22 protein-coding genes are annotated in these 19660 nt (G+C 56.5%); 13 read left to right on the top strand and 9 right to left on the bottom strand.

From position 1 onward, the window contains the following. Positions 1-94 precede the first annotated feature (94 nt). The 5 genes from CKV94_RS00655 to CKV94_RS00675 all read left to right on the top strand — a co-directional run bounded on the left by CKV94_RS00655 (position 95) and on the right by CKV94_RS00675 (position 4712). The gene (locus tag CKV94_RS00655) at positions 95-295 is read left to right on the top strand and encodes a DUF2788 domain-containing protein (protein WP_003823051.1); all 201 of its coding nucleotides are present in this window, start codon (positions 95-97) and stop codon (positions 293-295) included. A gap of 243 nt (positions 296-538) precedes the next feature. Continuing rightward, entirely contained in the window at positions 539-865 is a 327-nt protein-coding gene (gene trxA / locus CKV94_RS00660) for a thioredoxin TrxA (RefSeq protein WP_003823052.1), read from the top strand. A gap of 249 nt (positions 866-1114) precedes the next feature. Continuing rightward, entirely contained in the window at positions 1115-2374 is a 1260-nt protein-coding gene (gene rho / locus CKV94_RS00665; protein ID WP_003823056.1) for a transcription termination factor Rho, read from the top strand. 520 nt (positions 2375-2894) lie between these two features. Beyond that, the gene (gene cysE, locus CKV94_RS00670; protein WP_003823060.1) at positions 2895-3689 is read left to right on the top strand and encodes a serine O-acetyltransferase; all 795 of its coding nucleotides are present in this window, start codon (positions 2895-2897) and stop codon (positions 3687-3689) included. Between the two features lie 135 nt (positions 3690-3824). Beyond that, positions 3825-4712: a lipid A biosynthesis lauroyl acyltransferase gene (locus tag CKV94_RS00675; protein ID WP_003823062.1), complete on the top strand. Its 888-nt coding sequence runs from the start codon at positions 3825-3827 to the stop codon at positions 4710-4712. 273 nt (positions 4713-4985) lie between these two features. On the opposite strand, the gene CKV94_RS00680 is transcribed toward CKV94_RS00675, so the two are convergent. From CKV94_RS00680 to arsC, 3 genes are all read right to left on the bottom strand, one after another. Next, entirely contained in the window at positions 4986-5405 is a 420-nt protein-coding gene (locus tag CKV94_RS00680) for a CopD family protein (protein ID WP_003823064.1), read from the bottom strand. Between the two features lie 103 nt (positions 5406-5508). After that, complete coding sequence (locus tag CKV94_RS00685) at positions 5509-6174, bottom strand: YdcF family protein (RefSeq protein WP_003823066.1); 666 nt, start codon at positions 6172-6174, stop codon at positions 5509-5511. 32 nt (positions 6175-6206) lie between these two features. After that, a complete protein-coding gene (gene arsC, locus CKV94_RS00690; RefSeq protein ID WP_003823068.1) occupies positions 6207-6569 on the bottom strand; it encodes an arsenate reductase (glutaredoxin) in 363 nt (120 codons plus the stop codon). A gap of 347 nt (positions 6570-6916) precedes the next feature. On the opposite strand from arsC, the gene CKV94_RS00695 reads away from it, so the two are divergent. Beyond that, the gene (locus CKV94_RS00695; protein WP_035580403.1) at positions 6917-7411 is read left to right on the top strand and encodes a TlpA family protein disulfide reductase; all 495 of its coding nucleotides are present in this window, start codon (positions 6917-6919) and stop codon (positions 7409-7411) included. A gap of 182 nt (positions 7412-7593) precedes the next feature. Here the strand turns inward: CKV94_RS00695 and thrC are convergent, their stop codons facing one another. Next, positions 7594-9006 carry a threonine synthase gene (thrC, locus tag CKV94_RS00700; RefSeq protein WP_003823071.1) on the bottom strand — a complete coding sequence of 471 codons (1413 nt, stop codon included), beginning with the start codon at positions 9004-9006 and terminating at the stop codon, positions 7594-7596. A 36-nt stretch (positions 9007-9042) separates the two neighbouring features. Further along, positions 9043-9792 (bottom strand): rhomboid family intramembrane serine protease, encoded by a 750-nt coding sequence (locus CKV94_RS00705; RefSeq protein WP_003823072.1) that lies wholly within the window; start codon positions 9790-9792, stop codon positions 9043-9045. A 236-nt stretch (positions 9793-10028) separates the two neighbouring features. Here CKV94_RS00705 and CKV94_RS00710 point away from each other — a divergent pair, with 236 nt between their 5' ends. The 3 genes from CKV94_RS00710 (at position 10029) to CKV94_RS00720 (ending at position 12815) form a co-directional block, all read left to right on the top strand. Continuing rightward, positions 10029-11369: a replication-associated recombination protein A gene (locus CKV94_RS00710; RefSeq protein ID WP_003823074.1), complete on the top strand. Its 1341-nt coding sequence runs from the start codon at positions 10029-10031 to the stop codon at positions 11367-11369. A gap of 42 nt (positions 11370-11411) precedes the next feature. Further along, complete coding sequence (locus tag CKV94_RS00715; protein WP_003823075.1) at positions 11412-12152, top strand: hypothetical protein; 741 nt, start codon at positions 11412-11414, stop codon at positions 12150-12152. 207 nt (positions 12153-12359) lie between these two features. Then, positions 12360-12815, top strand: coding sequence for a hypothetical protein (locus CKV94_RS00720; RefSeq protein WP_003823078.1), 456 nt, complete (start codon positions 12360-12362; stop codon positions 12813-12815). Positions 12816-13165: 350 nt separating this feature from the next. Here CKV94_RS00720 and CKV94_RS00725 read toward each other — a convergent pair whose 3' ends face one another. The 4 genes from CKV94_RS00725 to smpB all read right to left on the bottom strand — a co-directional run bounded on the left by CKV94_RS00725 (position 13166) and on the right by smpB (position 15786). Then, on the bottom strand, positions 13166-13927 hold the full coding sequence (locus tag CKV94_RS00725; protein ID WP_153711395.1) for a hypothetical protein: 762 nt from the start codon (positions 13925-13927) through the stop codon (positions 13166-13168). Between the two features lie 87 nt (positions 13928-14014). Next, positions 14015-14791 carry a type I methionyl aminopeptidase gene (gene map, locus CKV94_RS00730; RefSeq protein WP_003823082.1) on the bottom strand — a complete coding sequence of 259 codons (777 nt, stop codon included), beginning with the start codon at positions 14789-14791 and terminating at the stop codon, positions 14015-14017. Between the two features lie 95 nt (positions 14792-14886). Next, the gene (locus tag CKV94_RS00735) at positions 14887-15258 is read right to left on the bottom strand and encodes a hypothetical protein (RefSeq protein ID WP_003823083.1); all 372 of its coding nucleotides are present in this window, start codon (positions 15256-15258) and stop codon (positions 14887-14889) included. A gap of 84 nt (positions 15259-15342) precedes the next feature. Further along, positions 15343-15786 carry an SsrA-binding protein SmpB gene (gene smpB / locus CKV94_RS00740; protein WP_003823084.1) on the bottom strand — a complete coding sequence of 148 codons (444 nt, stop codon included), beginning with the start codon at positions 15784-15786 and terminating at the stop codon, positions 15343-15345. A 240-nt stretch (positions 15787-16026) separates the two neighbouring features. On the opposite strand from smpB, the gene grxB reads away from it, so the two are divergent. The 4 genes from grxB to CKV94_RS00760 all read left to right on the top strand — a co-directional run bounded on the left by grxB (position 16027) and on the right by CKV94_RS00760 (position 19586). Beyond that, a complete protein-coding gene (grxB, locus tag CKV94_RS00745) occupies positions 16027-16683 on the top strand; it encodes a glutaredoxin 2 (protein WP_003823085.1) in 657 nt (218 codons plus the stop codon). A gap of 2 nt (positions 16684-16685) precedes the next feature. Further along, the gene (locus CKV94_RS00750; protein ID WP_003823086.1) at positions 16686-18011 is read left to right on the top strand and encodes a DUF445 domain-containing protein; all 1326 of its coding nucleotides are present in this window, start codon (positions 16686-16688) and stop codon (positions 18009-18011) included. A gap of 228 nt (positions 18012-18239) precedes the next feature. Continuing rightward, complete coding sequence (locus CKV94_RS00755; protein ID WP_003823090.1) at positions 18240-18845, top strand: SUKH-4 family immunity protein; 606 nt, start codon at positions 18240-18242, stop codon at positions 18843-18845. An 81-nt stretch (positions 18846-18926) separates the two neighbouring features. Beyond that, positions 18927-19586 (top strand): NAD(P)H-dependent oxidoreductase, encoded by a 660-nt coding sequence (locus tag CKV94_RS00760; RefSeq protein WP_003823091.1) that lies wholly within the window; start codon positions 18927-18929, stop codon positions 19584-19586. Positions 19587-19660 lie beyond the last annotated feature (74 nt).

Below are 19660 nucleotides of genomic sequence, written 5' to 3' on the forward strand. Positions count from 1 at the left end.
CGGTTTCAGGTAGCCTGTTGCCGCCCCGCTGCCTTGCACAAACTTTAGCGATATAATGCGCCATTCACACCATCTTAATTAAAAAGGAAACATCATGACCGAAGCCCAACTTTCCGCCTGGGGTATGAAAATCGGCCTCAGCGTGCTGGTTATCTTCATCGGCTTCATTATTTGGGACTTAGGCAAAAAATCCGGCGCCAGCAAATTCGGCATGGCCGTGCTGTTTTTTGTGCTCGGCTTGGGCGTGATGGGCTTTTTGATGAAAGAAGTGTTGGTGAATGTGATTTTGAAGTAACCCGTTGGCAACGGCTACCTGAAACACAGATTTCAAAAGCAAGCCAGGTTTTTACGGAGCGGAAACGAAACTTCAACGAAGTTAAAACCACAGCCGCACATTTTCAGGTAGCCTCAATACACATTGCTTCGGCCATTGCCGGAAACTATAACCGCCATTGCCGATGCACGGCCGGCCTTGTTATTTTGCGGCGAAACCCGTATCTTGCCTGCCATCTGAAATCCCTATCTGAAAGGAAAAAACATGAGCAACCAAATCATCCACACCTCCGATGCTGCCTTTGAAAAAGACGTATTGAAAGCCGAGCTGCCCGTATTGCTCGACTTCTGGGCTCCCTGGTGCGGCCCCTGCAAAATGATCGCCCCGATTCTGGACGACATCGCTGAAGAGTTCCAAGGCAAGCTGCAAGTAGTGAAGATGAATATCGACGAAAACGAGCAAACCCCCGCCCAATTCGGCGTGCGCGGCATCCCCACCCTGATGGTGTTCAACGGCGGCCAGCGCGTGGCCACCAAAGTGGGCGCCCTGAGCAAAGGCCAGCTCACCGATTTCTTGAACGCTTCACTGTAATACCGCCTCATTCCGCCACCGCCGCTTCTTCCGGCGGTGGCTTTCCTTGACAAGCCGTACCAAAGCTCCTAGAATGCCGCCGTTTTGCGCCCGCCTCACTTTTGGTGCGCAGCCCCATTCTCCGGCTTACAACAGCCAAAACTCTTAAATCTTCCAAACCCATCCCCACACATATCCCCGTTTTCCCATTATCTGAACCGCGCGTTCATTTAATCAATTTATCCATTATTCAACACAAAACATAATCTTATGCACGTTTCCGAACTACAAACCCAGCACATTTCCAAACTTTTGGAAATGGCCGAACAACACGGCATTGAAAACGCCAACCGCCTACGCAAACAAGATTTGGTGTTTTCCATCGTCCGCCACATGATGAAACAGGGCGAAAGCTTCAGCTGCTCCGGCACGCTCGAAATCCTGCCCGACGGCTTCGGCTTCTTGCGCAGCACCGACACTTCCTATCTGGCCAGCCCCGACGATATCTACGTTTCCCCCAACCAAATCCGCCGCTTCAACCTGCACACCGGCGACACCATCGAAGGCAGCGTGCGCGTGCCCAAAGACAACGAGCGCTACTTCGCCCTCGTGCGCCTCGATAAAATCAACGGTGACGACCCGGAAGTGTGCAAACACAAAATCCTGTTTGAAAACCTTACCCCCCTCTTCCCCACCCGTCCGATCAAGCTCGAACGCGACATTAAGGCCGAAGAAAATATCACCGCCCGCGCCATCGATTTGGTTTCCCCCATCGGCATGGGCCAGCGCGCTCTTTTGGTGGCGCCGCCCAAAACCGGCAAAACCGTGATGTTGCAAAATATTGCCCACGCCATTACTGCCAACTATCCCGAAGTGGTGCTGATTGTGCTGCTGATCGACGAGCGCCCCGAAGAAGTAACCGAAATGACCCGCTCCGTGCGCGGCGAAGTGGTGGCCTCCACCTTCGACGAACCCGCCGCCCGCCACGTTCAGGTAGCCGAAATGGTGATTGAAAAAGCCAAGCGCATGGTGGAGCACAAAAAAGACGTGGTGATCCTGCTCGACTCCATCACCCGCCTGGCGCGCGCCTACAACACCGTTGCCCCCACCTCCGGCAAAATCCTCACCGGCGGCATGGACGCCAACGCCCTGCACCGCCCCAAACGCTTCTTCGGCGCCGCCCGCAACATCGAAGAAGGCGGCTCGCTCACCATCATCGCCACCGCGTTGGTGGAAACCGGCAGCCGCATGGACGATGTGATTTTTGAAGAATTCAAAGGCACGGGTAACATGGAGCTGCACCTCGACCGCCGCATGGCCGAAAAACGCGTGTTCCCTGCCATCAACATCAACAAATCCGGCACCCGCCGCGAAGAAATGCTCGTTTCTAACGACCGCCTGCAACGCATGTGGCTGCTGCGCAAATTCCTCCACCCGATGGACGACCTCGAAGCCACCGAATTCCTGGTGGGCAAACTCAAAGACAGCAAAAATAACGACGAGTTTTTCGAGCTGATGCGCGGCAAATAGGCCCGCCGCCTCAGCTCCACCAAAATACCAGCTTACCTTGTTGACGCCCGCACTTTCAGGTAGCCTTAGAGGCTACCTGAAAACCATAATAAATCTATCAAAAATCGAAATGCAGAATCTTTGGCGCAAATGGTTAGGTTGCAGTCATTCTCTGCTGGCGCAGCCGAACGGAGCGTGGTTTTTCGGGAAACAAGGGCTTGCATGTTCGAAGCGGCGCAGCCGCAAGTTGCGAGCCCGCCCGAAAAATCACGTGAAGTGAGGGAAGTTTGGCGAAGCCAAACCTGTGCCCGCAGTCGCTTTTCTTTGGCGAAGCAAAGAAAAGGAAGTGCCCCGCGCCGGCATGAGGCGCAAAGGGGAACAGAACACAAATAATAAAAATCGCCTGGAATCCAATGTTGCTTGTGAGCAATATGCGCTTCAATTCAACTTTTGCAAATAAATGAGTGGATGGGCTTTAGGCCAGCATCCTAATGATAGTAAAGTATTTTAACTATAGCCCTCCTAAAGGCTACCTGAAAACATGACCACCCTCGACTACGCCGACAGCCGCACCCTGTGGCAAACCATCCTGGCCGAAACCGCCCAAGCCGCCCAAAGCGAGCCCATGCTCGCCAGCTTCCTACACCAAACCGTGCTGCGCCACAGCAGCATCGACCGCGTGCTCGCCTTCCACCTTTCCAGCAAGCTCGCCAGCCCCGTGATGGACAGCCGCGCGCTCAACGAAATCTTCTTCCAGGCACTCGACAGCGACACCCGCATTTCCAAAGCCATGCAGGCCGACATCGTCGCCTACTACGAACGCGACCCCGCCTGCGACGCCTACTACCTGCCGCTACTCTACTACAAAGGCTTCCACGCCGTGCAAGCCCACCGTATCAACCACTGGCTGTGGCAGCACGGCCGCAAAACCCTCGCCTACTTCCTGCAAAACCGCGCCTCCGAAGTATTTGGCATCGACATCCACCCCGCCGCCCGTTTCGGCCACGGCATTATGGTCGACCACGGCACCGGCCTTGTGGTGGGTGAAACCGCCGTTTTGGGCAATGACATCTCCATCCTGCACGGCGTTACCCTCGGCGGCTCCGGCAAAGAAGGCGGCGACCGTCACCCCAAAATCAGCGACGGCGTGATGATCGGCGCCAATGCCTCCATCCTCGGTAACATCCGCGTGAACGAATGCGCCAAAGTCGGCGCCGGCAGCGTGGTGGTGCACGACGTACCCGCCCACAGTACCGTAGTCGGCGTGCCCGCCCGCGTGATCGGTCAAGGCAACGTGCGCCCCTCCGCCGATATGGATCAAAGCTTGGATTCATGATGGCAGATAAAGGCTACCTGAAAACAAACAGCACAGCTTTCTGCCTGGCCAACATGCCGGCAGATCATTTCAGGTAGCCCTTTCCGCCGGCCCGCCGCTGTATAATCCCCGCAACCCGCCCGATTGCACCCGCCCATGAAAGTCGCCTTTTTCTTTCTTTACCTCATCCAACTTTTGCCCTTCGCCGCCATCCAAAAGCTGGCCGACGCCATCGGCAGCCTCGCCTATTATGCCGTCGCCCCCCGCCGCCGCATCGGCGAAATCAACCTGCGCCTGTGCTTCCCCGAATTAAGCGAAAAACAGCGCAAAACCCTGCTCAAATGCCACTTCCGCCATATGGCCAAACTCATTCTTGAATACGGCCTCTATTGGTATGGCAGCGCCGAGCGGCTCAAATCCCTCGTCCTCTACCAAGACAAACATCATCTCGACAACGAGCTCGCCGCCGGGAATAAAGTTATCCTGCTCTATCCCCACTTTACCGCCTTCGAGCTCGCCGTGTACGCGCTCAACCAAGACGTGCCGCTCACCAGCATGTATTCCCACCAGAAAAATCCGGTGCTCGACCAGCAAATCCTGCGCGGCCGCCACCGCTACAACAACGTCTTCCTCATCGGCCGCACCGAAGGCCTGCGCGCCATCATCAAACACCTGCGCGCCGACCCCGCCCCCTTCCTCTACCTGCCCGACCAAGACTTCGGCCGCAAAGATTCCATCTTCGCCGACTTCTTCGGCATCCCCACCGCCACCATCGCCGGCCTCCCCCGCATCGCCGCCCTCACCCAAGCCAAAGTCGTGCCCGCCATCCCCACCCGCCAGCCCAACGGCCACGTTATCCTGCGCTTCTACCCCGCCTGGGAAAACTTCCCCAGCGAAGACGTGCAAGCCGACGTACAGCGTATGAACGACTTTATCGAAGAGCGCGTGCGCGAACAGCCCGAACAATACTTCTGGCTGCACAAACGCTTCAAAACCCGCCCCGAAGGTAGCCCCGATTTCTACGCCAAATCCGGCCACACCTAACCATACAGGCCATTGGAAAGCAATCTTCCAACGGCCTGTTCTCAACCCACTCCGGTAAAAAAGGCTACCTGAAAACAGTTTCAGGTAGCCTTTTTTGCTTTAATACCTGCCATACCATTCGTATAGCAGCCCATAATCTCCATACCCTCAATCAGCATGCCCTGCCGATACACATGAGCACCCAACTACTGAATAGCAAAACATTTCTATTTCTCTAAATATTTTCAGGTAGCCTCCCGCTATTCAGAGGCTACCTGAAAATCCGTATCCACACTAAAACGGCTTATACACCACCAAATACAGCGCCGCCGCCATCACCAGCACCGGGATCTCGTTGAACACTCGAAACCAGCGGTGCGAATAGCGGTTGCGCCGCTCTTGGAAATCGATAAGCAGGCGGTAGCAGTAGAAATGGTAGCCCGCGAGGATAACGGCCAGCGTGATTTTGGTGTGCACCCAGCCCTGGCCCCACCAGCCGGTGAAAAACGGAATCAGCAGCCCGAACAGCACCGCGCCGATGCCCAGCGGCGTCATGAATTTAAACAGGCGCTGCGCCATGCCCAGAAGCTGGCGGTATTCCGTGCTGCCTGTCGGCACCATGGCCAGGTTCACATAGATGCGCGGCAGGTAAAACAAGCCGGCAAACCACGAAATAATAAAGAAAATATGCAGCAGTTTGAGCAGCAAATACATAGGGCTACCTGAAAATAATGTGAACTGAATAGGGAAATACTGTTACCACTTTATGCCTCCCGCCCGCAGGCAAATGATGGCGGCAGGGCAACGGCGTGTTGCACTACTGCCCCGCTTGCCGTGAAAGCAGGTAATCACGCCCATAGGCGGCGACGGTTTCGCTCAGCCGCCACCACTGGAAGGCCATTAGCGACAGCACTTCGCTGGCCATGAATTTAGCGCGGCTCTGCCCGCTGTAGCGGCTGGTGGGCGTGGGCTCGGTTTGGTAATCCAGCCCCACATAATCGGCCACGGCGGCGGCACGGGCGAGGTGGTAGGGGTCGCTGATGATAACCACGCTTTCCAAACCGTTGTTATACATTAAGGCTTTGGTATTTTCCAAATTTTGCTGTGTATCGCGCGACGTGGTTTCCAGCAGGATGTCTTTATTCGGCACGCCGTGGCCGCGGGCGTAGCGGCGGGCCACTTCGGCTTCGGTCATATAGCCCGCCTTGGGCGTGCCGCCGGTGAAAATCAGTTTGCCCACCCGATTATTGCGGTAGAGCGTGATGCCGTGGTTGATGCGCTCGCGGAATACGGGCGAAGGATTTTTGCCCCAGGCTGCCGCGCCCAGCACCACCGCTGCATCTGCCCGCCGGGAAGCGGTGCGCGTGCTATAGCTGTACACCAGCCAAGTGCACCATGCGGCCTGCACCAGCAACACCAGCAGGCAGAGCTTGATGCCCCGCCAAACTTGGCGCAACAAGGAACCGCGGAATATGGCCAGCATGGTGGTCTCACATATATTTACAACTCAATCAGTTAATCGAACAAGGCGATAATGTTTTCCAGCGGCCGACCGATGGCGGCGCGTTGGCGGTATACCGCAATCGGGCGTTGCAGCAACACCGGATGTTGGTGTAGCGCGGCAATCAGCTCGTCTTGACTCAACTCCAGCTTGTCCAAACCCAGCTCTGCATAAGCCGCATCGCCGGTACGCATGATGTTGCGCACATCTGGGCTGCCGAGCTGTTGCAACAAGCTGCGCAAATCGGCTTCGGAAAGCGGGTTGGCACGGTAATCCAGCGTTTGTACGGCCACGCCCGGCTGCTGTTGCAGCCACTCCAGGGCGGCGCGGGATTTGGAACAATTCGGGTTGTGATACAGCAAAACGGTTTCGCTCATGGGGATGCTCGCGGGGAAATGATGGTTTGTTTAAACAGCGGCTTGGCAGCCAAAATAGCTGATGCCATGATAGCTGGCTAATATAGTGGATTAAATTTAAATCAGGACAAGGCGGCGAGCCGCAGACAGTACAAATAGTACGGCAAGGCGAGCCAACGCTGTACTGGTTTAAATTTAATTCACTATAAAAATCCAAAGCGGCGATGCAGCCGCAGACGGCACATAAAGCATGGCAAAACCAGCCTGCCCTGTCGGAAGAAATAACCGCATCGGCCATCAGCCGTTTCTATTCCAAGCCGCTATATCGTACAATAAACGCCCTTGTTTTCACAATTTGGAAGCCTGTTTTGAAAAAATATGTTGGATTGGCCGCCCTGCTGGCCGCTGCCCCGCTGTATGCCGCGGATTTGGTGAACCATGCGGACAACCGCCCTGCTTCGCTCGATACCGGCGCGCAGAAGCGGGTGCAGGTGGTGAACGTATGGGCGACATGGTGTGTGCCGTGCCGACGCGAAATGCCGGCGCTTTCGCAGTGGTATGCCGCGGAAAAACGGCAGCGGCGCGGCGTGCGCGTGGATATGGCGGGTGTAGCGCTGGATAAGCCTGCCGATGTGAGCCGCTTTTTGCAAAGCGTGCCGGTGCGCTACCCGATTCTGCGCTACACCGGCAATGACAGCACCGCCTGGATGCACGGCTTGGGCAACCCAACCGGTGCCCTGCCCTTCACCGTCATCCGCGCCCCGGCCTGCGGCAACTACCGCAAAACCCTGCTGGGCGAAGTATCGCCGCAACAGCTCACGCAAGCAGTGGCCGAAGCGTCGGCGAAATGCCGCGCGGGCTGAAGCGTTTGATAGAAACGAATGGTATAGTGGATTAACAAAAATCAGGACAAGGCGACGAAGCCGCAGACAGTACAGATTGTACGGCAAGGCGAGGCAACGCTGTACTGGTTTAAAGTTAATCCACTATATGAAGGCTACCTGAAATTTTTCAGGTAGCCTTCAGCCTGTTTATGGCCGACCAATTAAGTCAAGGCCTGCTCAATCAAGCTTTTCACTGCTGCCGCACTGTTGGGCAGCACGGTAACGTGTTGCGGCAGGTTTTCCAGCCCGGCCAGTGCGGCGGGGCGCGGCGGGTGTACTTCATGCCCGGCGGCTTCGCTGATGGTGTCGGCAAACTTGGCCGCCAGCGCGGTTTCCAGGCACACGACGGTTTCGCCCGCTTCGCGCAATTCGCGCGCCACTTTCACGCCGTCGGCGGTGTGCGGGTCGAGCCATTCGCCGTCGCTGGCTTGCACCGCGCGGATGGTGGCGAGGCGGTCGGCATGGCGGCTGGAGCCGGACACAAAGCCGAAGGTGTCGCGGATGCGCGGCAACTCGGCAGATAAATCGAAACCTTCGCCCGAGGCTACCTGCTGCCACAAAGAGGCTACCTGAACGCTGTCCCTCCCCAATAAATCAAACACAAAACGCTCGAAATTGGAGGCTTTGGAAATATCCATCGACGGGCTGGAGGTAACGTAGGTTTTAGCGGCGCTGCGCGGGCGGTAGCGACCGGTGCGGAAGAACTCGTCCAGCACATCGTTTTCGTTGGTGGCCACCATCAGGCGGCGGATGGGCAGGCCCATCTGTTTGGCGATATGCCCGGCGCAAATGTTGCCGAAATTGCCGCTGGGCACGCAGAAGCTCACTTCTTCGCTATTGCTTGCGGTGGCGCGGAAATAGCCGGCAAAGTAATACACCACCTGCGCCACGATGCGCCCCCAGTTGATGGAGTTTACCGTGCCGATGCTGTATTGCTGCTTGAAGGCGGCATCGTTTTGCAGCGCTTTCACAATATCTTGGCAGTCGTCAAACATGCCTTCGATGGCGATATTGTGGATGTTGGCATCGGCCAGGCTATACATTTGCGCCCGCTGGAAGGCGCTCATTTTGCCGTGCGGCGACAGCATAAATACATGAATGCCGGCCTTGCCGCGCAGGGCATATTCGGCGGCAGAGCCGGTGTCGCCGCTGGTGGCGCCGATAATATTCAGGCATTTGCCTTCTCGCGCCAGCACATATTCGAAGGCATGGCCGAGAAACTGCATGGCCATGTCTTTGAAGGCCAGCGTGGGGCCGTTGGACAGGGCTTGGATTTTGATGCCGTCGGAGAGGGTGCGTACCGGGGTGATTTCGCGCGTGCCGAACACGGCTTCGGTGTAGGTGTTGCCGGCCAGTCGGCGCAAATCGGCTGCTGGAATATCGTCGATAAACAGGCTCATGATTTCAAACGCCAATTCGGCGTAGCTCAAATTTCGCCAGCTTTGCAGCGCGGCTGCATCCACCTGCGGATAACGCTCCGGCAGCATCAGGCCGCCGTCGGGCGCGAGGCCCATAAGCAAAACTTCGCTGAAAGATTTGGGCGCGGTTTGCCCGCGCGTGCTGATGTATTTCATAAAAACACCGTTGGAATAATGATTTGTATAAAAAGGCTACCTGAAATCCGAAGCACCGGAATCGGTAAACGACACCGGCTCGCGGCGGCTGAGCCAATACCAGGCTAATAGTGCGCCACACACCGCGCCGCCCACGTGCGCCAGATGCGCGATGTTGTCGCCAAACAGCGATACTCCGCCGAACTGGGCAAACAGCTCATACCCCACCGCCACCGGCACCAAATACTTCGCCTTAATCCGCATCGGCAAAAACATCACCGTGAGCGGCGCATCCGGGAAGCACAGCGCAAACGCCGCGAGCACACCGAACACCGCGCCCGATGCGCCCAGCAGGTGGGTATAAAACGCCATCGCCAAGCCGTCGGGCACATTGGGCAGGCCGCCGGAGAGCAACGCCGAGCGTACTGTAGCTTCGTCCAGCCCGATTTGCTCGGCCACATTGCGCACGCCGTTGGCAATCAGGTATTCGTTCCAGCCCGTATAAAGCAACGCCCCGGCCAAGCCGCACAGCAAATACAGCAGCAAAAAGCGCCGCTGGCCGAAACGCAGCAGCAACATCGGAGCAAACGAACACAACACCACCATATTAAACAGCAGATGCGTGAAATTCGCGTGCAAAAACATATGGCTAAGCCACTGCCAATATTGGTAGCGCGGATGCTCAAGCGGCCACAACGGGCCGGCCAGCTGCAAAAATTCAAAACCCGGCAACTGCATCAGCACAAACACCAGCACATTCAGCGCCAGCAAGGCATACAGCACCGCAAAATCAAAACGGAATCGCATACGGAAAAATCAGTCAAACGTTAAAAACAGCCCGTGCCGGGCTATTTTCAGAAAATCAGAAAATCGGAAACACAGCTTTCAGGTAGCCTTTCAGTATTCGCAGCCGATGCGCTTAAGGCTACCTGAAAGCCATCGCGCCGCATCATACCACAACCCGCCCCTTCCCACTGAAGCCGCCGCGCAGAATTTGCTATAAAATCCACCCCAACGCCTTACCACTTTTCAGGTAGCCCGCCATGCCCAACGACCTCTTCGCCCAAACCCCCGCCGCCCCCCTGGCCGAACGCCTGCGCCCGCACACGCTCGACGACGTAGTCGGCCAGCAGCACCTGATCGGCGCGGGCAAGCCCATGCGCGTGGCCGTGGAAGGCGGGCAGCCACACTCCATGCTGCTGTGGGGGCCGCCCGGCGTGGGCAAAACCACCCTCGCCCGCATTCTCGCACAAAGCTTCAACGCCCAATTCCTGCCCGTATCCGCCGTATTTTCCGGCGTGAAAGACATCCGCGAAGCCGTCAACAAAGCCGAAATCGCCCTCCAGCAAGGCCGAGCCACCATTTTGTTTGTCGATGAAGTCCACCGCTTCAACAAAGCCCAGCAAGACGCCTTCCTGCCCTATGTGGAAAGCGGCCTGCTCACCTTCATCGGCGCCACCACCGAAAACCCCTCCTTCGAAGTGAATCCCGCCCTGCTCAGCCGCGCCCAAGTTTACGTATTGCAAGCCCTTTCTGCCGACGAACTCGCTCAGCTCACCGCCAAAGTGTTCGCCCTGCCCGAATACCGTAGCTTCAGCCTCGAAGAAGACGCGCAAAAACTGCTCATCCAAACCGCCGACGGCGACGCCCGCCGCCTGCTAAACCTGCTCGAACAGCTCCTGCGCGCCGCCGCCACCCGCCGCATCAGCCGGCTCAATGCCGACTTCCTGGCCGACAGCCTCGGCAGCCAAATCCGCCGTTTCGACAAAGGCGGCGAAAGCTTCTACAACCAAATCTCCGCCCTGCACAAATCCGTGCGCGGCTCCCACCCCAACGCCGCCCTCTACTGGCTCTGCCGCATGCTCGACGGAGGCGCCGACCCCCGCTACCTCGCCCGCCGCATCGTCCGCATGGCCTGGGAAGACATCGGCCTGGCCGACCCACGCGCCCTCACCATCGCCAACGAAGCCGCCCACACCTACGAACGCCTCGGCTCCCCCGAAGGCGAGCTCGCCCTCGCCCAAGCCGTGCTCTATCTGGCTGCCGCCGCCAAATCCAACGCCGGCTATACCGCCTACAACCAAATGCGCCAATTTGTGAAGCAACACGGCAGCGCCGAAGTGCCGATCCACCTGCGCAACGCCCCCACCAAGCTCATGAAAGAGCTCGGCTACGGCCGCGCCTACCGCTACGCCCACGACGAACCGCACGCCTACGCCGCCGGCGAAACCTATATGCCCGAAGGCCTGGCCGAGCCCGATTTCTACCAACCCGTGCCACGCGGCCTCGAAGCCAAAATCGCCGAAAAATTATCCTGGCTCAAAGATTTGGATGAAGCCGCCCTAAGCAGCACCACGCAGCCGGAAGACAAAAAGGCTACCTGAAATTTTCAGGTAGCCTCCACACCTCAACAACCAAGGAAGCCCATGCGCGATCCCGATTTCTTCCTCCGCCGTTATGCACCCACCACCAATATCATGGCCTTTTTGGAAGTTCCCTATGACAAGCTGGTTGACTGTATAGCCCAGTGGGAGCGTAAACAGGATAAATATCGTGAAGTGTCCGTACAAAAGATTGAGATTGGCGGCACATGGGAGCAAAGATTGAATAGCCTGCTGCCGCTGACTCTACATTCCCCCAAAGCAATGATTTCCGAAACCCAGTCTCCATGGTGTGTTTATGTGGATAACGGTATGCAGGGGACTGATATTTATTCAGACCCAAGTTATTTATGCCAAATATTAGGTGTCCATGAGATCGCAATCACCATGGTACGGGATATTCCAAAAATTAAACCAGGTTCAACCCAATTCAGTTATAGCGATGGTTCGAGAGCCAAAAAAATTGTTTCCGAAACAGGCTATTATTATGAAGTTCCTGGGCGTTATATTGCAGCACATCGAGAAAGCCGCTGGGAATTTGTCGAACAAGGCGAGCCCTTCCCATTTGAAGAGTTAGAACAATACCAAGCCCGGCGCATCAAAGACCGGCTCACCCCGGAAATGGTGGAACGCTATTGCGGCCATTTCGGTATCGACTTATTCAACCCCGATTTCTATAGCGGCCGAGCCTGTATTTTTGAAAGGCAAGTGCACCCAGACATCCCGAAGCTACTGCACTTTCCCCAATCAGCAGCAGCCGTAGGTCAGCAAAGTAGGTTGGGTTAGCCGCAGGCGTAACCCAACAAATTAAAGTGAAATGTTAGGGTTACTAACCCAACCTACACCCTGCCTGATCAACAGACTACCTGAAAAATGAATTTCAGGTAGTCTGCTTATTATGTGGAGTGTAGGGTGTGAGCGGAACACACGCACGCGGCTTTGGAATAACTGGCAATTAGACTAGATGAATTAAAATATCATAAGGATTAACATATGAAATTAAATTGGAAATATGAAAAATGGCGTGAACAGGGCTTCATAGATTCTTATATAGAATCATATATTAGTTTAAATATATATGCAGAAGATATTGAGATATTTTCAAACATTCTTTGTCCAAAAACGATAGAATATAAGGATAGGGTAATTTTATCTTGGTGGGCAGAAACAGATGAAGATATTGAAGAAATTAAAAAAATATTTGATGAAGGAATAAGAAATTTTCTTTCTATTTCAAAAGCTGAAAAAGCTATTAATTATATTATATTATATGATATCTTTTTTAATACTTCTCAAACTGCCAGTGATGAAACTTATAAAAATGTTGCCGATCTAATTAAAAAAAACTGGGAATACCATTTAATAACAAACTACCCCAATAAAAAATTTATTGTTGAAATTATTGGAGAATATGAACAGTTTGGTGTTACCTTTTATCAAGCTCCATAAGTAAGCAGGTTTGGTTAGCCTCAGGAATAACCCAACAAATTAAAGTGAAATGTTGGGTTTACCAACCCAACCTACGCCCTGCCCGATCAACAGGCTACCTGAAAAAATAGTTTCAGGTAGCCTGCTCATGTGTGGGATGTAGGGAGTGTGCGGAACGCACGCACGTGGCTTGGGAATACGGCAACTTGGCAAATGGGCAACGGCGTGCGTGCCTGAGGCACGCACCCTACACCGCACAAACTTTCCTGCAAGAAAGGCTACCTGAAACATTTTTCAGGTAGCCTTTTCGCGGTTTGGCTGGCATAAACCCCGACCTATACGCTTTCAGGTAGCCTTTCGATGGGCTATACCTAGTGCCTTGGCTGGCGGTAGTTGTCGAGATCAACGATGCGTTCGAGCAGCATGTCGCACAAATCGTCCATGCTGTCTTCGTCGAATGCGCCGTTTTCGGCCACGAGGTCTTCGAGCCAATCGAGGCTGCGGCAGAGGCGCTGGTAGTTGATTTCGGTGTAGGCGGCGGGGCTGGCGGGGAGTTCGCTTTGCAGGAGGGCGAGGCCGTCGTCGCAGAGGTTGTCCCATGCGCCGAGGCGGCAGGATTCGCAGATGTCTTCGGCGGTGCGCACCATTTCGCCGGTGTCGCCGCTGCTTTCAAACAGGAGCTGGGCTTCTTTGCCGTAGGTGGTGTCTTCAAAATATTCGTGCCAAGGCTCGAAGCTGAGGCCTTCGAAGTTTTGCGGCACGAATTCTGCGGGCAGGTTGCTCAGCAGTTCGAGCATCTCTTCGGCGCTGTAGAAGCGGCCGTGCGCGCCAACTTTTACGGGGTCGGGGATTTCGCCCCAGTAAAAGCCGCTGAATTCTTCGAGCAGGATTTGGAAGGTGTTGTCGTGCCGGTCGATGATGCCGAGGAAGTCGTGGTGCTGCTGCAGGCGGCTGAAATATTGGGGCAGCTCGGCAGCGGACACGGTAATGGGGCTGCCGCCGTCGATGTGGGCGTCGTCGGTGTAGAAGGAATAGAAAATTTGGTAGGTGCGGTTCATGGCGGGACTTGGCGAAGGGAAAAGGCTACCTGAAAAATCGGGGGTGGCTGAAACGTTTATTTCTTCCTGCCGCATAGGCTTGCCTGGCGCGGAGAAATGATAGTTTCAGCCAAGCGCGGATGCGGTTCGGCTGGTTGGCCGGAATGGGGCGGAGCGGCGGGATTAGGGCCGGCCGGTGCGGGGGCTGATGGTGAGGATTTCGTAGCCGGTGTCGGTAACGAGCACTTCGTGTTCCCATTGGGCGGAGAGTTTGCGGTCTTTGGTCACCACGGTCCAGCCGTCTTCGAGGATGCGCAGGTGGCGTTTGCCTTGGTTGATCATGGGCTCGATGGTGAAAATCATGCCTGGCTGCAACACGGGGCCGGTGCCTCTTTTGCCGTAGTGGACGACTTGCGGGTCTTCGTGGAAGCTGCGGCCGATGCCGTGGCCGCAAAATTCCTGCACCACGGAGTAGCCGGCGTTTTCGGCAATTTGTTGGCAGGCGTAGCCGATGTCGCCAAGGGTGGCTCCGGGCTTCACGGCTTCGATGCCGGCCATCATGCTTTGGTGGGTGATGTCGATCAGGCGCTGCGCCTGCGGGCTGATGGTGCCCACGGTATACATGCGGCTGGAATCGCCGTGGAAGCCGTCTTTTTTGATGGTGATGTCGATATTGAGGATATCGCCGTTTTTCAGTGGTTTATCGTCGGGTATGCCGTGGCAGATAACGTGGTTTACGGAGGTGCAGCAGGATTTTGGAAAGGGGGGATTGCCGTAGTGCAGAGGCGCGGGGTAGCCGCCTTGCACGTTTACATGATAATCGTGCACCAGCTGGTTGAGTTCGTTGGTGGTAACGCCGGGTTTGACGAAATCGCCGATGTAGTCGAGGGCTTCGGCGGCCAGGCGGCCGAGTTCGCGCATTTTTTCGATTTCTTCGGGGGTTTTGATGATGATAGCCATATTGTTTTTCCTAATAATTTCGGTAATGGCTACCTGAAAACGAGGCTTTGGCCGGGCTTTTGCCAGGCCAAAACTTTTTCAGGTAGCCTTGGATGTTATTCCTGTTCGCCGTTGCGGCGTTTGCGGCGCAGCAGGATGCCGTGGGCGCCGTATTTTTGCGGCACGATGCCGCTGCGGGCGAGCAGCATGAGTGCGCCGAGCAGCATCATGCCGAGCGCCGCCAGCGGGGCAGTGTTGATAAACATTTGGTTGCGCAGGTAAACCGCGGCGCCGATATACATCAGCATGGGGCCGTGCACAATGCTTTGGGTGTTGATGCCGTCGAGCAGCAGCAGGGCAAGGCCGCCCAACACCAGCGCGAGAGCCAGCAGCGTGGCGGTGGTGGGCAGGATGTCGGTGCTGCTGAGAAACCAAACGGCGCCGAAAATAATCAGCACGATGGGGAGGAAAAGGGAGGATTGTTTCATAAGGGGCTCCTGCTGAAGGTGGGGCTACCTGAAATCTGGCGGCATGGCGCTTTCAGGTAGCCTTTAATCGGACACGCAAACAACTCAGCGGTTTTTCAACAGCCGCTGTTTTTCGCGCTTCCAATCGGCTTCTTTCATGCTTTGGCGTTTGTCGTGCTGTTTTTTGCCTTTGGCCAGGCCGATGTCCATTTTGATGTAGCCGCGCCGGTAGTGCAGGTTGAGCGGCACGAGGGTGTAGCCGCTGCGTTCCACCTTGCCGATCAGCTTATTGATTTCGCTCTGCTTGAGCAACAGCTTGCGCTGGCGCACCGGATCGGGCTTAACGTGGGTGGAGGCGGTGGGCAGCGCGGTGATGTGGCAGCCCACCAGGTAAAACGCGTCTTTTTTCCAGTGGATATAGCTTTCTTTCAGCTGCACGCGGCCGGCGCGCACGGCTTTCACTTCCCAGCCGTCGAGCACCAATCCGGCCTCGAGCTGGTCTTCGATAAAATAATCGTGAAAGGCTTTTTTATTGTTGGCGATACTCATGATGCTTTGCCGTTTCGTTACAGAAAGCGGATTTTAACAGCAAACCGCGCCGCTGAACATTCGCCCGGCGCTGCTAGGCCAACGGTTTTGGCAGGCAGATATGGTGAATGGAAATAAGAATGCTACTGCGTTGGCTCTTCTTATCCCATCCTTATTTTAATCCACTAGACTTTCAGGTAGCCTTCTACCGCCGTGCTACAATCCGCCTGTTTGAAATCAAACCCCGCCAAGGAAACCGCCATGAAGCTCTATATCTACGACCACTGCCCCTTCTGCGTGCGCGCCCGCATGATTTTCGGCCTGCGCAACGTGCCGGTGGAAGAAATCATTTTGCTAAACGACGACGAAGCCACGCCCATCGGACTAATCGGCGCCAAACAAGTGCCCATCCTGCAAAAACCGGACGGCAGCCACATGGGCGAGAGCCTCGATATCGTGCGCTATGTAGACGAATTCGCCGGCCAAACCCGACTGGATGAAACCATCCGCCCCGCCGTGCAGGCTTGGTTCGACCAAGTAAACAAATACTACAATCATCTGGTGATGCCGCGCGAAGTGCGCCTCGAGCCGCCCCTGCCCGAATTCGCCACCGCCGAAGCCATTGCCTACTTCGTGCAGAAAAAAGAGCAAAATATCGGCAGCTTCGAGCAAAACCTAGCCGAAACCAACACCTATCTCGAGCGCATCCATATCACCCTGCCCGAGCTGGCCGCGCTGTTGGGCAAACAACCTTATCTCAACGGCAGCGCCCCCGGCATGGAAGACATCATCATTTTCCCCGTGTTGCGCAACCTCACCCTGGTGAAAGGCATCGCCTTCCCCGCCAAGCTGCAGGCCTATATCGAACGCCTGTCGGCCGAGAGCAAAGTGCCGCTCTATTCCGAGCGCGCCCTATAGCCATGAACATCCTGTCCGGTCACGCCCAAGAAGCCGCCGCCCGCGCCAGGCTGCAACGCAGCCGCCGCCAGGCCGGCGGCCTGCTGCTGGCTGCCGTATTGCTGTTTATCGTTTCCGCGCTGTTCGTGCAGCGCCACCCCGCGCTGGGCTACCTGAAAGCCTTCGCCGAAGCCGCCACCGTCGGCGCGTTGGCCGACTGGTTTGCCGTAACCGCCCTCTTCCGCCATCCGCTCGGCCTCAAAATCCCCCACACCGCCATCCTGCCGCGCAACCAAAACCGCATTGCCGACGAGCTCGGCCGCTTCATCGAAACCAACTTCCTGCCCGAGCGCCCCATCGCCATCCGCATCTACCGCCTGCGCATCGCCGAAAAACTGCGCCGCTGGCTGGCGCGCAGCAGCACCCGCCAAGAATGGCTGCCCGCTCTCGCCCGCCAAATCCCCGCCGCCCTGCAAACCATCCCACCGCAAGAAGCTGCCCGTCTCGGCGCCGCCTTTTTAGCCACACACGGCAGCGGCAAACAACTCGGCACCGCCCTCTCCCAAGCCCTGCTCCTGCTCGAACAGCAAGGGCTGCCTGAAAGCCTGCAAACCGCCCTGCTCGGTCAAATCCGCCATTGGATCAAACAGCCCGACACCCGCGTTTTACTCGAAGAAAACCTCCGCGCCTGGGCTGAAAAAATCGAAACCAGCCAACCCGACACCTGGGACAAACTTAAAGCCCAGCTGCGCGGCCGCCTCGTTGGCCAAATCGACAGCTGGGTGGCGCAAAAAGCCCTCGACTGGGCCGACAACTACCTCGAAGCCGCCCTCACCAGCCCGCAGCACGAACTGCGCACCGTCTTCCGCCGTCAATACCGCGCCCTCGCCCAAGAGCTCGCCACATCAGAAGCCTGGCAGCGCAAACTCGCCCTGGCCAAACGCCGCCTGGCCGACTCCCCCGGGCTGAAACAGCAAATTGCCCAACTGTGGCAAAGCCTTACCACCCGACTCGCCGCCGATGCCCAACACCCCGATTCTGCTACTGCCCGCCGGCTGAACAGCCTGCTTACCTACCTGCTGCAGCAACACGCCGCCACCCCGCAGCAGCTGCGCCGCCTCAACGTGCGCCTCGCCCTGCTCGCCCGCAGCCTGGTGCGCCGCCACCGCCACGCCGCCGCCGAATTTATCGCCGACAAAGTGAAAAGCTGGGACAGCCGCCAAATGAGCGACAAACTCGAGCTTTCCATCGGTCGTGATTTGCAGTTTATCCGCATCAACGGCACCTTAGTCGGCGGCCTGGTCGGCCTGCTGATTTACACCCTCAGCCAATGGCTGCCCGCACTGTAGGCAGGTTTCAACTGCAAAAGGCTACCTGAAAGCGAAGTTTCGGCTCAGCTGAAGCTGGATTTTTGCGAAGCTTAAGCGCAGTTAAATGCGTGGCCAAATTTTCAGGTAGCCTTTCTGAAACAGGCTACCTGAAAGTGTAAAATACCCTCCGCCATCATCGATCCAAACCCTCGTTTTAATTTGGCTTGCAGGTAGCCTGCCCACCACAAATGCCACCCCAACACCGCTATGAACCTAGCCCAAGCCCTCACTGCCGACCATATTCCCATCCTCCGCCCCGCTGCCTATAGCGCCGGAGAGCCGGCCGGCCTCAATACTGTTTTCAAAGACGGCATCGCCTATCTGGCCGACTATCCGCCAGCCCGTTTCCACTTCGTCCGCCTCCCCGATGAAACCATCGACATCCAAACCCCGCGCGGCGAAGCCCGCTGCTTCGGCAAATACGGCTATGGCGGCAGCTATTTCGTGGTGGCCGCAGATGATGCGGTGTGGCTGTATTCGCCACGCGCCAAAAACGCTTGGGAGCAGGAATGGGTATTGGTTAACAGCAGCCTAGCCTTGTTTGTACAAACTTATTGCCGGCTGATGTCTGCCGTATTCCTGCTCAAAGCCGATTTCGCCCAAGGCTACAACTTTGACCAAGGCACAGCCCTGGCCACACAACTGCAAAACTGGCTCACCCAAGCCGACCCCGATGCCGCTACCGACCACGCCTTTTGGAGCCACCCACTCTACGAAATCGAAGACGGCTTCTTCCATCTGGCAAACAACCCTGTCAGCCGCCAAATCGGCATGCCCGAACACCGTTATCAGGAAAACAAACAGGCTACCTGAAAAACACACAGAGCCAATTTCTGCGCCGCCCAAACCAATCATCCCTTCAATAAACATGCAGCGCCATAGAAAGGAACCGTCATGATCCTCACCCGCCAGCAAGCCCTCGATATTTTCCGCCGCCGCGTTTCCACCCGCTACTACGACCCCGCACGCAAAATCAGCGCCGAAGATTTCGCCGCCATCCTCGATTTCGGCCGCCTCTCGCCCAGCTCTGTCGGCTCCGAACCGTGGAAGTTTCTGGTGATACAAAACCAAGAGCTGCGCGAAAAAATCAAGCCCGTGGCCTGGGGCATGCAGGCCACCATTGCCGAAGCCAGCCACCTAGTGATTCTGCTGGCGAAAAAACACGCCCGCTACGACAGCCCCTTTTTCAGCGAGCTGATGAACCGGCGCGGCTTCACCCCCGAACAGCGCGCCGCCGCCCTTGAGCGCTACCGCAGCTTCCAAATCCACGATATCGCCATTGCCGACGACGAACGCGCCCTATTTGACTGGGCAAGCAAGCAAAGCTACATCGCCCTGGCCAATATGCTCACCGGCGCCGCCATGCTCGGCATCGACTCCTGCCCCATAGAAGGCATGGACTACGCCGCTGTGGAGCACATCCTCGCCCAAGCCGGGATGCTCGACCCCGCCGAATACGGCGTATCCGTGGCCGCCACCTTCGGCTACCGCGCCCGCGATATTCAGCCCAAACCACGCCGCGATGCCGCCGAAACCGTGGTTTGGGCGGAATAAAGCGGACGGCCGAGCCGATAGTTTCAGCTTCGCCGAAACCCGCACCGCCCGCTTTCAGGTAGCCCCCATATGCC

The sequence above is a fragment of the Eikenella corrodens genome, from assembly GCF_900187105.1.
GTDB classification, from domain to species: domain Bacteria; phylum Pseudomonadota; class Gammaproteobacteria; order Burkholderiales; family Neisseriaceae; genus Eikenella; species Eikenella corrodens.